This window comes from Rubrivirga sp. SAORIC476 (assembly GCF_002283555.1).
Lineage (GTDB): Bacteria > Bacteroidota > Rhodothermia > Rhodothermales > Rubricoccaceae > Rubrivirga.
Map to the genome: position 1 here is coordinate 42,274 of NZ_MVOI01000006.1, position 14,472 is coordinate 56,745.

The 14,472-nt window shown below is 73.3% G+C and carries 9 protein-coding genes; 4 read left to right on the plus strand and 5 right to left on the minus strand.

The features are described from left to right. Nucleotides 1–109: 109 nt before the first annotated feature. Nucleotides 110–2,722, minus strand: a complete 2,613-nt coding sequence (locus B1759_RS11660; protein WP_158225226.1) for a serine/threonine-protein kinase — start codon at nucleotides 2,720–2,722, stop codon at nucleotides 110–112. 16 nt (nucleotides 2,723–2,738) lie between these two features. Further along, complete coding sequence (locus B1759_RS11665; protein WP_095515257.1) at nucleotides 2,739–3,350, minus strand: ECF-type sigma factor; 612 nt, start codon at nucleotides 3,348–3,350, stop codon at nucleotides 2,739–2,741. A gap of 103 nt (nucleotides 3,351–3,453) precedes the next feature. Here B1759_RS11665 and B1759_RS20005 point away from each other — a divergent pair, with 103 nt between their 5' ends. Next, nucleotides 3,454–6,267 carry a T9SS type A sorting domain-containing protein gene (locus B1759_RS20005; protein ID WP_095515258.1) on the plus strand — a complete coding sequence of 938 codons (2,814 nt, stop codon included), beginning with the start codon at nucleotides 3,454–3,456 and terminating at the stop codon, nucleotides 6,265–6,267. 3 nt (nucleotides 6,268–6,270) lie between these two features. Here the strand turns inward: B1759_RS20005 and B1759_RS11675 are convergent, their stop codons facing one another. The 3 genes from B1759_RS11675 to B1759_RS19305 form a co-directional block, all read right to left on the minus strand. Continuing rightward, nucleotides 6,271–6,915 (minus strand): outer membrane beta-barrel protein, encoded by a 645-nt coding sequence (locus B1759_RS11675; protein ID WP_095515259.1) that lies wholly within the window; start codon nucleotides 6,913–6,915, stop codon nucleotides 6,271–6,273. Between the two features lie 86 nt (nucleotides 6,916–7,001). Next, nucleotides 7,002–8,702 carry a hypothetical protein gene (locus B1759_RS11680; RefSeq protein ID WP_095515260.1) on the minus strand — a complete coding sequence of 567 codons (1,701 nt, stop codon included), beginning with the start codon at nucleotides 8,700–8,702 and terminating at the stop codon, nucleotides 7,002–7,004. 104 nt (nucleotides 8,703–8,806) lie between these two features. After that, on the minus strand, nucleotides 8,807–10,273 hold the full coding sequence (locus tag B1759_RS19305; protein WP_158225227.1) for a HAMP domain-containing sensor histidine kinase: 1,467 nt from the start codon (nucleotides 10,271–10,273) through the stop codon (nucleotides 8,807–8,809). 151 nt (nucleotides 10,274–10,424) lie between these two features. On the opposite strand from B1759_RS19305, the gene tkt reads away from it, so the two are divergent. The 3 genes from tkt (at nucleotide 10,425) to leuB (ending at nucleotide 14,470) form a co-directional block, all read left to right on the plus strand. After that, nucleotides 10,425–12,440, plus strand: a complete 2,016-nt coding sequence (tkt, locus tag B1759_RS11695; protein WP_095515262.1) for a transketolase — start codon at nucleotides 10,425–10,427, stop codon at nucleotides 12,438–12,440. Beyond that, a complete protein-coding gene (locus B1759_RS11700) occupies nucleotides 12,437–13,084 on the plus strand; it encodes a hypothetical protein (protein ID WP_095515263.1) in 648 nt (215 codons plus the stop codon). Before tkt ends, B1759_RS11700 begins: the two co-directional genes overlap by 4 nt. A gap of 306 nt (nucleotides 13,085–13,390) precedes the next feature. Continuing rightward, entirely contained in the window at nucleotides 13,391–14,470 is a 1,080-nt protein-coding gene (gene leuB, locus B1759_RS11705) for a 3-isopropylmalate dehydrogenase (RefSeq protein ID WP_095515264.1), read from the plus strand. The last annotated feature ends 2 nt before the right edge of the window (nucleotides 14,471–14,472 follow it).

Below are 14,472 nucleotides of genomic sequence, written 5' to 3' on the forward strand. Positions count from 1 at the left end.
CGCGGCCTGCCCCCTACGGGCGAGGAGGCCGCGCGGATGCGCTCCCCTCAACGGACGGACCCGGCGCTCCGTGTCCGCGTCTCCTTCCGCAGCCCTCGTCCGGCGGGGGCTATCCCTCGTCCAGTTCCGCCAGCCGCCGCCGGTGGGGCTCGGCCCGAGCGTCGCGGTCGGTCGCCTCGTACAGCTCCACGAGGCGTCGGAGTGCGGCGGCCTCTGGGCCGGAGGCCGCGCGGATCGTTCGGTAGCCGTCCACCAGCAGCGGCTCGGCCTCGGCGAGGCGTCCCTGGCGCATCAGGCACTCGCCGAGCGCACTCTGCGACACGCCCGTCTGCCACGCATCGGGGCCCAGCGCGTCGCGCCGGCTGGCCAGGACGCGCCGCAGGATGGGCTCGCCTTCGCGCGCGCGTCCCGACCGCGCCAGCTCGTAGCCGAGGCCGCTGAGGGCATCCTGAATGGCCGGGTGATCGGCGGGGAGCGCCGTCCGGAAGACGCCGAGCGCCTCGCGGTAGGCCGCGACCGCGGAGTCGGGCCGACCGGCCTGTCCGTGCGTGATGCCGAGCTGATGGAGGTTGAATCCGACGTACGGGTGGGTCTCGCCGAGGTGCTCTCGATCCCAGGCGACGATCCAGCGGAACGTCTCGGCCGCTTCGTCGAGGCGGCCCCGGTCACGAGCGAGCGTGGCGAGGTGAAAGCGCGCCGTGACCGTGTAGACGTGGTCGTCGCCCAGCGCGTCCTGCCGGATGCGGTAGACCTCGTCGAACTGTTCTTCGGCACCCGCGAGGTCGTCTTGCTGACGGAGGGAGACGCCGAGCATCTCGCGCGTTGTGGCCACGCGCAACGGGCCTGCGTCTGGAGCCGACCGCTGGAGCGCGAGCGCATGGCGGAAGAACGGCTCGGCCTCGGCAGGCTGCCCTCGGTCCTGATCCACACGACCCTGTTCGAGCAGGATGGCGGCGGCGTCGAGCGGATCGGCGGCGCCCGCCACGTCGGCGGCAGCGAGGACGGCGGCGGCCTCGTCCAGCGCGCCGGTGCGGCGGAGCGCAGCCCCGAGGTGGAGGCGGGCCAGGATCTCGGCGTCGGGATCGCTCGCCTCGGTGACCGCGAGCGCCTCGCGCAGAAGGGGGATCGAGGATGCCGGCGCCTCGCCGAGGTAGCGGGCCTGGCCCCGGGCCATGAGCGCGCGCGCGAGCACGTCGGGCGCCCCCGCCTCGCGCGCCGCATCGACGGCGCCGGCCAGCACCGAGTCGGCCTCGGCGTAGAGGCTGAGCCCCTCGAACGCCTCGCCGATGGTCGTGAGCACGTCGGCGAGGGCGGCGGGCTGGGCGGCGAGGGTGGCGCGGGCGCGGTCGGCGCCGCGGAAGAGCAGGTCCCGGGCGCGGAGGGTGTCCGGCCGCTCTGTCGGGGAGGCGAACGGGTCGGCGGCGTCGAACAGGCTCGTCACGAACGCGGTGGTCGCCTCGGCTCGGTCGCGCTCGGTCTGCGCCGCGTCGCGCTCGGCGGAGACCCGGGCCGTCGTGACCGCCGCGCCGCCGAGCAGGGCCGCCAGCACGGCGACCGTCAGCCCGACGCCCAGCCGGTGCCGCGTCACGAAGCGCCCCATCCGGTACGTCGCCGACTCGGGGCGGGCGCGGAGCGGCAGCCGCTGACGGTAGCGGCGAAGGTCGTCCAGCAACGCCTCGGCCGACGCGTAGCGGCGCTCGGGGTCGGCGCGGAGCGCCGCGAGGGCGAGCGTGTCGAGGTCGCCGCGCAGTGTGCGTGCGAGCCGGTCGTAAGTCGTCCCCTTCGCCCGGGCCGCCGCTTCGGTGAGGGCACCGCTGGGCGCGACCGGGTCGGGCCCGGTGGGCCGCCCGCCCGTCAGCAGCTCGTACAGGATCACGCCCAGGGCGTAGACGTCGGCCGCGGTCGTGATCGGCTCGCCGCGCGCCTGTTCGGGGGCCGCGTACTCGGGCGTGAGGACGCGGTGCTCGGGCCGCGTCAGCGCGTCGGCGTCGGTGTCGAGAAGCCGTGCGATGCCGAAGTCCAGGAGCTTGACGTGGGGCACGCCTTCGGCCTCCGCCACCAGGACGTTGGACGGTTTGAGGTCGCGATGGACGACCAGCCGCCGGTGCGCGTAGGCGACCGCCTCCACGGTCTGCTCGAACAGGTCCAGGCGGGCGGGGACGCCGAGGCGGTGCGCGTCGGCATAGACCGTGATCGGCTCGCCCTCGGCCAGTTCCATGGCCAGGAACGGGCGGCCGTCGTCGTGGGCCCCGGCGTCCAGCAGACGGGCGACGTGGGGGTGGTCGAGTCCGGCCAGGATCCGACGCTCGGCGTGGAAGCGGCGCAGCACCTCGTCGGTGTCCATGCCGCGCTTGACGAGCTTAAGAGCGACCTCTTTCTCGAACGTCCCGTCGGCGCGGGCCGCACGGTAGACGGCCCCCATGCCCCCCCGCCCCAACTCGCCGACGACCCGGTAGGCGCCGACGCGGGTACCGGGCTCCAGGCCGGGCTCGTCGCGGCCGACGGCGTCGAGCAGGCCCGAGGCGAAGTCGGCCGCGCTCTCGCCCAGTGCCCGCTCCGCCTCGGCGTCGGCGTGGAGCAGGGCGGTGACGGCGTGGTAGAGGGCGGGGTCGTCGCCGCACTCGGCGCGCAAGAACGCGGTGCGTTCGTCGGCCGGGCGCTGGAGCGCCGCGTCGAACAGGGCGTCGGCCTCGGCCCAGCGGTCGGGGGCGAGAGGGGGCATGGTGATGGGGTCGGGGTCACCCATCGCTCGTGAGATCGGCCGACGGCGGATCACCGGCCTCCCCGTCTTGCATGAGCTGGTAGAGGTAGGCGCGGGCGCGGCGCCAGTCGCGCTTGACGGTCGGCACGGAGCGGCCGGTCGCCTCGGCCACCTCGTCGTGCGTCATGCCGCCGAAGAAGCGAAGCTCGACGGTCTCGGCGAGGCGCTCGCTCTGGGTCGCGAGCCGGTCGAGCGCGGCATCGAGGGCGAGCAGGTCGTGGGCGTCGGCCTCGCCGTCGGCGGCGACCGCCAGCGCCTCGTCGAGTGGGAGGTCGCGGGCCGCCCCGCCGCGCTTCCGGGCGGCTCGGTCGCGCGCGTAGTCGACCAGCACGAACCGCATCGCGCGGGCGGCGAGCGCGAAGAAGTGCGAGCGGTCCCGGAAGGGCGGCGTCTCGCCGGCGGTCAGCTTGAGGTACGCCTCGTGGACGACGGCCGTCGTGTTCAGCGTCTCGCCGGAGCGTCGGCGAAGCCGGGCGCGGGCGATCTGGCGGAGCTCGTCGTAGACGTGGGGCAGCAGGGCGTCCAGTGAGTCGCGGTCGCCGTCGCGCGCGGCGGCGATCAAACGTATGGTGGGGGTGTCGGAGGTCATGGCCGCGGCATACCGCCCAAAAAAGTAAAGCGGACACCGGTATGGCACGGTGATCCGACGGGGGGACATTTTCCGAGGGAAGAGAGAACCGCCCCGATCTGTCATGCGCGCTCCCGTCCTCCTCGCCGTTCTCGCCGCTCTGCTCGCGCCCGCGACGGCCCAGACCGCCTCGTTCGAACTCCTTCCGCCTTCGGACTACAGCAACGTAGAGGCCGTCTCGCCGAACGGGGACGCCGTCCTGCTCTGGAGGAGCGCGTCCGACCTGCGGGAGGCCGTCTGGCACGACGGCGGCCTCACTCCCGTCGGCGCCCCACAGTGTGGGCCGTTCGACAGCTACCGCGCCTTCGCCGTCTCGGACGACGGCGTCCCGAGCGGGGTCGAGGAGGGAACAGACTCGGACCTCTGGCTCTGGCACGGGTCTGCGTGCCGCGCCGTGTCCGGGCCGGGGGCGGTCGAGATCGTGGCCGTGTCGCCCGACGGCGCGCACGGCGCAGGGACTTACAGAGACGCCTCGGGCGGGGACGGCACCTACCGTGGAGGCATCGTCATCCGGGGGGAGGACACGTACGTCATCCCGCCCCAGGGCCCCGGGTTCGGGGTCTACGTGGCGCTCTCCTCCCTCTCGGAGGACGGGGCCGTGGCCGCCGGTGAGGAGTCCCGCGCTCAGGGGGGACCGATCGACGGGGTGGTGGTCCGGGACGGCGTCAAGACGACTCTCCCCATCCTGGCTGGGGACCGGACGACAGTCGTCGACGTCGCGGGGGACGGGACGGTGCTGGCCGCGGCGGTGAGCCTCACGCCGTCCGCGATCCTCGGGCACTACCTGTTCACGGACGAGGAGGTTCTCGCTCTTGCTCCGTACGAGACGGCCTTCGGATCGGCGGATGGCCGCGCGGCCTCGCGTGGCGGTGCGCGCGTGGTGGGGTCCGTGCAGATCGGCGCCGACGTGAGGGAGAGGGGAGCGGTCCTCTGGGAGAACGGCGTCCCTCGCCCTCTGGCCGAGGTGCTCGTCGAGTACGGCGTCGACACGGGCGCCATCCCGGCATTCCTCACGCCCGTAGACATCTCCTCGAACGGCCGCGTCATCGTGGGGGAGACGGGGTCCGGTACCGACCGGCGGGTCTGGCGCGCGGTGCTCCCGGCGACGGCGCGCTGGGCGGAGGCCGCCGACGGACACTGGGACGATCCCGGGCGCTGGGCTCCCTCCGTCGTCCCCGACTCGCTCACGGCCGTCAGCCTCGACGCGGCAGGCGGCGCGACCTACACGATCACGCTCCGCGACGACCAGGCGGCCGGCTCGCTCACGGCCCGCGGCACCGACGCCATCCTCTCTTTCGGGGGGCATGACCTCCGCGTCGGCGACCTCCGCGTCGGCGACCTCCGCGTCGGGACCGAGGCTCCGGCCTCGCTCTACCTCACCGGCGGCACAACCACGGCGCGCGGTGACGTGATCGTCGGGGAGGGCGGGGAGGGGACCGGCGAACTCACTCTCGCTGGCGGACACGACCTCGCGGCCGGGGGGGGCGTCGTGGTCGGGGCCGCTGCCGCCGACGGCCTCAGCGGTCGGCTCGACGTGTTCGAAGGGCGGCTCGCGACCGCCGGCCCGCTCCACGTAGGCGTCGGGGACGGAGCCTCCGGGCACCTCGTCGCCGCTCCCGGCACGACGGTCCAGGTCACGACCTCCTCGCTCTCGGTCTGGGGCGACCTGGGAAGCGCGACGGTCGACGCCGAGGGCGCGTTCGTGTCCATCGTCGGTGCGCTCGTGCTCGCGCAGGGCGAGGGCAGCGACGCGACCCTTCGGCTGTCCGGCGGCACGTTCTTCACGACGACGACCGACCTCTACGTCGGAGACGAGGGCGTGGGCGACATCACGCTCACGACCGGCGCCTCGCTCTCGACCGGCGGGCAGGCGGTCGTCGGCGGGCTCACCGACTCACAGGGCCTCGGGGTCGTCCGTGTCGAGGACGGAGCCCGGTGGGACGTGCTCGGCTACGCGCTTGCCGTCGGGCTGGGAGAAACCGGCGGCGTGCTGCTCAGCGGCAGCGGCCTTCTGTGCGTCGCCGGCGACCTCGTCGTCGGCGAGAACGGGCTGGTCGATGGCCCAGACCCGTTGCGCGTGCTCGCGAACACCGACTGCGTCTCCACGCCGTCGGCGGACTCCGCACCGTCGTCGGGCTCCACGCGGACCGGCGGGGTCACCGTCGCCCGGCTCACGCTGGCCGACGGGGCCGACCTCGCCGTGCCGGCCATCGAGGTCGGCGAGGGCGGCGTGGTGGACGGGGCAGGGGCGCTGGAGGTGCCGCTCACGAACGGCGGCACGCTCGCGCCCGGAGGGGACGGAGACGTGGGAACGCTCGCCCTCGCGGAGGCGCTGGCGCAGACGGCCGACGGGGTGCTCGCCGTCGAGGTGGGCGCCGCGGGAGCCGACGCGGTCACGGTGGCGGGCACGGCTCTGCTCGGCGGAACGCTCCGCGTGACGGCCCTCCCGGGCGAGAGCCCGACGGTCGGCCAGAGCTACGCCGTGCTCACGGCGGGCTCGATCGCGGGCGCGTTCGACCGGATCGAGGCGCCGGACGGGCTGGCGGTCGCGGTCGGCCCGACGGCCGTGACGGTGACCGTCACCGGACCGGTCGACGCCGAGGAAGGCCCCGCGAGCAGGCTCGTGCTGGCGGCGCCGGCCCCGAACCCGGCCGCGGGGTCCGTCACCCTGGGCTATGCCATCCCCGAGGCCGGCCCGGTCCGGCTGGCGGTCCTCGACCTGCTCGGCCGCGAGGTCGCCCGCCTCGTCGACGGCGAGCGCCCCGCCGGGACCCACGAGGTCCGCCTCGACACGGCGCGGCTGGCGCCGGGCGTCTACATCGCCCACCTCGGGACCGAGGCGGGGGGGCTCACGCGGCGCCTGACGGTGGTGCGGTAGCGGCTACCAGCGGTCTCCGTGACGCCCGCCGCGCCGCCCGCGTCGGCCACGGTCGTGGCCGCGGGCACGGAAGGGGTACGCTGTCAGCCCGACCGACAGGCGGCCCTCGCCGAAGTCCACTTCCTCGTCGGTGATGTCGAGCGTCACGTTGCCGACCTGGACCTCGTCGAACCGGCCGCCGCCGAGGTGGACGGCCGCGTCCAGCGCGACGGTCGGGCTCAGGAAGTACGCCACGCCGAGCCCGGCCGTCAGGCCGCCGCCCCGGAGTTCGAGGTCGCGGTCGTCATCCTGGAGGACGGTGCCGCGCAGCGCCACGTCGAGGTACGGCCGCAGCGCATGTCCCGCGTTCAGGTTGAACCGACCGCCGATCTCGCCCGCGCCGAAGTCGACCTCGTCCCGCCCGTCGATCTCGACGCGCCCGCCCGCCGCGCCCGCGTACAGGGTGAACACGGGCGAGAAGCCGTACCCCGCCCGCAGAGAGACCGTGCCGCCTTCGACCTCCACGTCGCTGCCGTCGTCGTCGATGACGAGGCCCTGGCCGTCAAGGCCGATCTGGAGCAGGAGGCCTTCGGTGTTGGACGCCCCATACGGCTGGGCGGCCAGCGGGAGCGAGAGGGCGAGGAGGGAGGCCGCGAGGAGCGTGCGCATGGCAGAGAGGAAGGGACCTCCCTAAGACGCCGTTCCCGGCCTCGTGGTTACATCCCCGCTTCGGTGCCGAGGCGGGGATGGACGTCCTACCACGTCCGCCCGGTCCAGACCGCGTCGTAGACCGGCTCGCCGTCCTCGAACGCGGCCACCGCGCCGACCGCGTCGCCGAAGGCCGCGATCAGCGCGTCCATGTTGATGGCGGTCGGGAGGAAGCTCCGGAGCGCGGCCGCGTCCTCCAGCATCGCGTCGGTGACCTCCTGGCCCTGGCCCGTCACGGTGATGTCGAGGTAGCTCGGCATCCCGGCCGGCTGCATCGGGTCGGACTGCGGGGCGAGGATGTGGAACGTGAGCGCCGGCGTGAGCGAGAACTCCTCGAAGGGCATCGAGAGGTCGAGTTCGGCCACGATCAGGCCGTCCACGCCGAGGTCGCGGATCAGGTTGTCGAGGCGCTGCGCCGAGAACGGGCCGGACGCGTCGGAGAAGAGCGACGTGAACGAGACCGCGTCGAGGTCGCGCAGCCCGCCGTAGGAGTGGCGGACGTACGACGCCGAGTTCTCGTCCTCGACGGCCCCGAAACGCTGGTACGCCGGCGACGCGATCACGTCGGCCAGCGGGATCAGCATCGCGTCGACGTGCTCGCTCATCTGTGCCGTCATGCCGTTGAAGAGGTCCACGAGCAGGCTCTCCCAGAAGGCGTCGCCGAGCTGGGCGAACTGGCGGCTCCGCGTGGTCGTGGTGGTGGTCCGCACGCCGGTCACGTAGTTGTCGCTCGTCGAGGTGCTGGTCTCGGACTGGCTCAGGCCGCGCGCGGCGACGTTGAGCGTGACGAGCGCCAGCCGCCGGGCCCGGCTGAGCGGCGGGCTCTGGAAGGCGACCGGCTTGACGGCCGTCCACTCGACCTCGCGGTCGCCGACGCGCACCTGCCCCTCCAGCGTCGCGGCGGCCCGGCTCGCGATGCCGACGAGGTTGTCGGCGCGCTCGCCGGTGACGGTCACGTTCGCGTAGTCGCTTGCGTACGACACCACGAGTGCCTGGCCGCCGCTGGGCGTCCGCTGCGGCTCGGGGCGGGCGTACTCCTCGACCTTGAGCCAGTTGTCGCCCCGGTTGATCGGGTTGCCCTGGGTGTGCGTCCAGACGCTCGCGGGCAGCTCGACGCGGTCGGCCGCGGCCACGACGGCCACGTCCCAGAAGCCCTTCACGCCCATCGTGGAGCCGAGCAGCGCGATCCGCAGGTCGGCGGCGTCGGAGGCGCTCCGGTCCAACTCCAGCACGAGCGGCTCGTTGAGGCTGATCGTGGCGTTCGCCGGGTCCTGGCCGTTGATGCGCACGATGCGGACCGGCGGCCGGGGCACGACGGAGAACGTCTCCTCCTGTCCGGTGCTGCTGGCGAAGCCGACCGACAGCGCGCCCGAGGCGGGCGTCTCGAAGAACGTGCTGTACGAGCCGGGGAACGTGCGCGGCAGCTCGGCGCCGTCCAGCGTGACGGTCCCGTCGAGGTTCAACAGGCCGATGCCGTTGCGCTTGAAGAGCGTCGTGGAGACGAGCGGCTGGCGGCTCTGCCACCCGCGGATGGCGTTCGTGCCCGCCTCGTCGGTTTCCTCGGGCGCGGCCTGGTCCGAGTATGTGACCATGTAGTTGATCTCGGCGAGGTCCGAGGTGGAGCCCGTCATGACGCGGGCCGCCAGCGTGCCGACCTGGTTCATGACCGTCCCGCACCCGGCGACGGTCAGCAGCAGGAGGGCGAGGGGAAGGGCGAGGCGCGTGCGCGCTGCAGCGGGAGAGGGCATCGGCGTGGACGGAGGGGAGGAGTGGACTCCAGAATCCCTACCCGGCCTCTCGGGCGCATCCCCGCCGCAGGGGAGGGGCGCTCGTCATGCTGCCAGGACCCGGCCTACGACGCGCTGACCATCCCGACCATCGGGAGCGACCGGGTCGCCTCTCCGTCGCCCGACGCCCCCACCCGCGTGGTGGTCGCCGCGGGGAGGTGGAGATGGACGGTCGTGCCGCGGCCCGGCGCGCTGGTGATGTGCATCGTCCCGCCGAGCAGGTCCACGAGCCGGGCGGCCACCGTGAGCCCGAGGCCGGCGCCCTCGTGCGTCCGGGCGTCGCCCTGGGAGGCCTGCTGGAAGGGGGTGGTCGCGCGCGCCACGAAGGCGTCGGGCATCCCGATGCCGGTGTCGGCGACCTCCACCAGAACCTCGGAGCCCACGTCCCAGACCGCCACCGTGACGTGCCCCACCTCGGTGAAGCGGACGGCGTTGTCGACCAGGGCTGCGAGGACGCGAACGAGGAGATCGGGGTCGGAGAACGCGCAGGCGGCATCCCCGTGGGCCTCGATGGCGAGTCCTTTCCCGGCCGCCTCCGCCTGGTGCGCCTGGACGACCGTCTCGGCGACGGCCAGCACGTCGAGGGGGCGGCGCATGACCTCCGCCCCGGCGCTCTCGGCCCAGGTCAGGTCCAGCATGCCGTCCAGGGTCGTGCGGAGGCGGTGCGCGTTGGCGTCGATCTCGCGCAGGAAGTCGCGCTGGGGCCCCTCGACTTCGCTCATCAAGAGGTCTGAGACGCCGAGAATCGCAGCCAGGGGCGTGCGGAACTCATGGCTCATGTTGCTCAGGAGCACGTCCTTGGCTCGGCTGGCGGCCTCGGCCTGGGCCTGGGCCCGGCGCCGTTCGACGAGCTCGCGCTCCAACTGGTCGTTCGTCGCGTGGAGCTGGTCGGCCAGCTGGCGGAGCGACGACACCATCGGCCCCTCGTAGAGCGCCGCGAGCGCGGCCACCGACCCCGTGCAGCAGAGGAAGCTGAGGAGGTGGTGCAGACCCGCCTTGTCTGGCGGCAGGCTGGTCGGGAACGTCCAGCCGAGCGTCGTCGCGGCGACCATGCCGAGGCCTCCGGCCACCGAGATGCCTGCCGCCGCCCACCCGAGGCGGGCGCCGCCGAGGAACGCCGCGGCGAGCGGCGTCACCACCAGCCAGAACACCGCGCCCGAGGCCATCCCCAGGTCGTAGCACGCCAGCACGATCACGCCGAGCTGGAGCACGAGCACGAAGCCGACACTCAGCACCGGGAGCCCGACCCTCGCCCGCATCAAGAACGGGAAGGACGCATTCAGGGCTGCGATCCCGAGCATCACCGCGATGTTGGTGCCGTCAGAGTCGGGGACGTGATGGAGCGTGTGGAGCGCCGCGAACAGGACCATGTTCGCGGTCACGAGGAACGACAGCACCACGAAGAGCCGCGCGCGGAGCCGCATCACACGGTCCGAGGGCACCTCGGGGAGGAACCACTCGATGGCGCGCAGCGCGCCGGAGGGCGGCTCGGGCCGGTGGGAGGGAGAAAGCGGGGGGGCGAACGGCGGCATGGTCGTCGGGTATCGCAGGTCGTGTCCACGGTGTAAGCGCATCCACACATGGAGGTGCGTTTCCCGATCTAGACCGCGAAAAAGACCACGCGAGCGAACCTGACACGCCCCCGTAGCTTCTGAGTCCTCCCCCTGCCCCTTCCCCGCTGAGATGGACACCCCCGCCCGGACCGCCGACGAGACCGCTCGCCTCGAAACCCTCGCCGCCAACGCCATCCGTGGCCTCACCATCGATGCCGTCGAGCAGGCCAACTCGGGCCACCCCGGCCTCCCGATGGGCATGGCCGACGCCGCGACGGTCCTCTGGAGCCGCTTCCTGCGGTTCAACCCGAAGGACCCGCACTGGGCCGACCGCGACCGGTTCGTGCTCTCGGCCGGGCACGGCTCGATGCTGCTGTACAGCCTCCTCCACCTGAGCGGCTACGACCTGCCGCTCTCGGAGCTGAAGACCTTCCGCCAGCTCGGCTCGAAGACGCCGGGCCACCCGGAGGTCCACCACACGCCGGGCGTCGAGACCACGACGGGGCCGCTGGGGCAGGGCATCGCGACGGCCGTCGGCATGGCCCTCGCCGAGCGGACGCTCGCGGCGCAGTTCAACACCGACGAGCACACCGTCGTGGATCACTACACGTACGTGATCGCGTCCGACGGGGACCTGCAGGAGGGCGTCTCCAACGAGGCCTGCTCCTTCGCGGGGCACCAGGGGCTCGGCAAGCTGGTCGTCCTCTACGACGACAACTACATCCAGATCGACGGCTCGACGGACCTCGCCTTCACCGAGGACCGCGCCGGGCGCTACGAGGCCCTCGGCTGGCACGTCATCCGCGAGGTGGACGGGCACGACAACGAGGCGGTCGCCGCGGCCATCGCGACGGCGCGCGACGTGCTCGACCGGCCCAGCCTGATCGTCTGCCGCACCACCATCGGCTTCGGCTCGCCGCATCACGCGGGCACGCACGATATCCACTCGGACGCCCTCGGGGCCGACGAGGTGGAGGCCACGAAGAAGAACCTCGGCCTCCCGCTGGAGCCGTTCGCGATCCCGGAGGGCGCCGAGACGCTCTTCCGTGAGCAGGCCTTCCACGGGTCCGAAGTCCACTGCGACTGGGAGGGCCGGATGACAGCCTATGCCGAGGCGCACCCGGAGAAGGCCGCCGAGCTGACGCGCCGCCTCGCGGGCGACCTCCCAGACGGCTGGGCCGACGCGCTCCCGTCGTTCGACGCCGACGCGAAGGGCATGGCCAGCCGCGCTGCCAGCGGCAAGGTCCTGGACGCGCTCGCGCCCGTCCTGCCGGAGCTGCTCGGCGGCTCGGCCGACCTGACGCCGTCTAACAAGACGAAGGCGGCGGGCATGGAGAACCTCCAGCACGATTCGCCGGCCAACCGCTACGTCCACTACGGCGTTCGCGAGCACGGCATGGCGTCCATCATGAACGGCGTCGCGCTGCACGGCGGCCTGCGGCCGTACGGCGGTACGTTCCTCATCTTCAGCGACTACGGCAAGGCGGCCATCCGCCTCGGCGCGCTGATGAAGGCCCCGGTCGTGCACGTGTTCACGCACGACTCGGTCGGCCTGGGCGAGGACGGCCCGACGCACCAGCCCATCGAGCAACTCGCCGGGCTCCGCGCGATCCCCAACCTGCACGTCATCCGCCCGGCGGACGCCAACGAGACGGCCGCCGCCTGGAAGGTGGCGCTGGAGACGACCGACGCGCCGACCGCGCTCGCGCTCAGCCGCCAGAACCTGCCCACGATGGCGGAGACCGCCGCCGCCGCTGCCGAGGGCGTCGCGAAGGGCGCCTACGTGCTCTCAGATGCCGACGGCGAGCCGGAGGTGATCCTGGTCGCGACCGGCTCGGAGGTCGGGCTGGCGATGGAGGCCAAGGCCCAACTGGGCGACGGCGTCCGCGTGGTGTCGATGCCGTGTGACCGGCTCTTCTTCGCGCAGGACGCGGCCTATCAGGAGTCGGTACTGCCGAAGGGCGTCCGCGCCCGCGTGGCGGTGGAAGCGGGGAGCACGTTCGGCTGGGGCCGCGTGGTCGGCCTCGACGGCGCGGTGGTCGGGCTGGACCGGTTCGGCGAGAGTTCGCCAGGCGAGGCGGCCTACGAGGCGCTCGGCATCACAGTCAACGCCGTCGTCGAGGCGGCGCGGCGCGTGATGGGGTGACGCCCGGCGCTCTGGGCGAGCGGACGATCCGCCTGCGCCTGCCGCGAAGCACGCGGGCGGCGTTCGCCGGCTGCGCCGCGTTCGGCCTGCTCGGTCTGGTCCTCGCGTTCGACGCGGAGGCGAGGACGGCCGGGCTGCTGTCTGCCGCTTTCTTCGGCGGGCTGGCGCTGGCGTCGGGCGTCATCCCCCGCGAGGTCACGTTCGGGGCCGACGCGCTCACGCTCCGGAGCCGCTTGCGCCCCGTCTGGCACATCGCCTACCGCGACATCACCGGGTTCGGCCTCGGCCGTCTCAAGGCCCGCGGCGCGCGCTTCGGGTGGGCGCCGTACGAGAACGCCGCCGAGGTGGAAGAGGCCTTCGACGCGCTGCTGGCCGACGGCTCGATCTCGCTCGACCCTCTGAGCGACGACTTGGTCGAGGCCGACCTCGCTGGACTGGAGGCCTCGACGTTCGGGCTCTACGCTCTGGTCGGGGCCGTCGTCGTGCTCAGCGTCCTCGCACTGAGCGGCGTTCCGCTCTGGGATGCGCCCGAGTGGGTCTACCAGGTCGTCCTTCCGCTCGGCGTCTTCGGTGGGACGATGGGGGCCGCCTACTGGGTCATCCGCCGCCGGATGCGCCGCGACGACCACGAGGGGAGAGACTGAAGTCGGGCGTATTCACAATTTGGAAGGGCTTCCGGGATTCATGGTTCCTTGGCAATCGCGGTTCTGTACGGCTACCATGCCTGCCCCCCGACGCGCCACTGCTTCCTGGCGCCTTCCGTGACCGCACTCGCCCTCCGTCTCGTCCCCGCGCCCGCTCCGGCGGCCGACGATATCGTGGTCCCCGCGGTCCTTCTCTCGCTCCTCCTTCTTATTGGCCTCCTCGTAGGAGGCTGACCCCAAGAAGACCGACCGAGACACGCTGATTCGTCGCACTGCTCCTGGGTTGGTCGAACCCGAGCCCTCTTGATGGACAGCGCCCCCCGAACGTACACGCTCGCCCTGCTTCCGGGCGACGGCATCGGCCCCGAGGTGACGGCCGAGGCCGCCCGCGTGCTCGACGCCGCGGCCGACGCCCACGGTTTCGCGATCCAGACCTCCGAGCACGCCGTCGGGGGAGCCGGGCTGGACGCCGAGGACGACCCGCTGCCGCGCGCCACGCTGGACGCCTGTCTGGACGCGGACGCCGTCTTCCTGGGCGCCGTCGGCGGGCCGGACTGGGACGGGTACGCGGCGGACCTCCGCCCGGAGCGCGGGCTGCTGCGCCTCCGCGCCCGCCTCGGCGCCTTCGCCAACCTGCGGCCCGTCGCCGTCTCCGACGCGATGGCCGAGCGGTCGCCGCTGCGCCCGGAGCGCGTCGCCGGGACCGACCTGCTGATCGTCCGCGAGCTGACGGGCGGCATCTACTTCGGCCACCCGCGCGAGCGGACGGCCGCGGAGGCCTACGACACGATGCGCTACTCGGTCGCCGAGGTCGAGCGGATCGCCCGCGTGGCCTTCGAGTGGGCCCAGAAGCGCAGCGGGCGCGTCACGTCCGTCGACAAGGCCAACGTGCTCGCATCGTCGGCCCTCTGGCGGGACGTGGTCTCGCGCATCGGCGCCGACGAGTACCCCGAGATCGCGCTGGAGCACCTCTACGTGGATCACGCTGCGATGGAGGTCGTCCGCGACCCGCGCCGGTTCGACGTGGTGCTGACCGGCAACCTGTTCGGTGACGTGCTGAGCGACCTCGCCGCGACGCTGCCCGGCACGCTGGGCTTGCTCCCGTCGGCCAGCCTCGGCGGGCGCGTGGGCCTGTTCGAGCCCGTCCACGGGAGCGCGCCCGACCTGGCGGGCCAGGGCGTCGCCAACCCGCTGGCCGCCATCCTGAGCGGCGCCATGCTGCTCGACGCGCTGGGCGAGGGCGCCGCCGCCGCGTCCGTCCGCCAGTCCGTCGACGCCCTCCTCACCGACGGCCCGCTCCCGGCCGACCTCGACGGGACCGCCTCCACCTCCGACGTCGGCGCCGCCGTGGCCGACGGAATCGCTTCGTTCACCCTCACCTCGTAGTC

Excerpts from the sequence above, each read along its gene's own strand:
- B1759_RS11675 (WP_095515259.1), bottom strand. The coding sequence starts at position 6,915 with ATGCGCACGCTCCTCGCGGCCTCCCTCCTCGCCCTCTCGCTCCCGCTG.
- tkt (WP_095515262.1), top strand. The coding sequence starts at position 10,425 with ATGGACACCCCCGCCCGGACCGCCGACGAGACCGCTCGCCTCGAAACC.
- leuB (WP_095515264.1), top strand. The coding sequence starts at position 13,391 with ATGGACAGCGCCCCCCGAACGTACACGCTCGCCCTGCTTCCGGGCGAC.
- B1759_RS19305 (WP_158225227.1), bottom strand. The coding sequence starts at position 10,273 with ATGCCGCCGTTCGCCCCCCCGCTTTCTCCCTCCCACCGGCCCGAGCCG.
- B1759_RS11660 (WP_158225226.1), bottom strand. The coding sequence starts at position 2,722 with ATGCCCCCTCTCGCCCCCGACCGCTGGGCCGAGGCCGACGCCCTGTTC.
- B1759_RS20005 (WP_095515258.1), top strand. The coding sequence starts at position 3,454 with ATGCGCGCTCCCGTCCTCCTCGCCGTTCTCGCCGCTCTGCTCGCGCCC.
- B1759_RS11680 (WP_095515260.1), bottom strand. The coding sequence starts at position 8,702 with ATGCCCTCTCCCGCTGCAGCGCGCACGCGCCTCGCCCTTCCCCTCGCC.
- B1759_RS11665 (WP_095515257.1), bottom strand. The coding sequence starts at position 3,350 with ATGACCTCCGACACCCCCACCATACGTTTGATCGCCGCCGCGCGCGAC.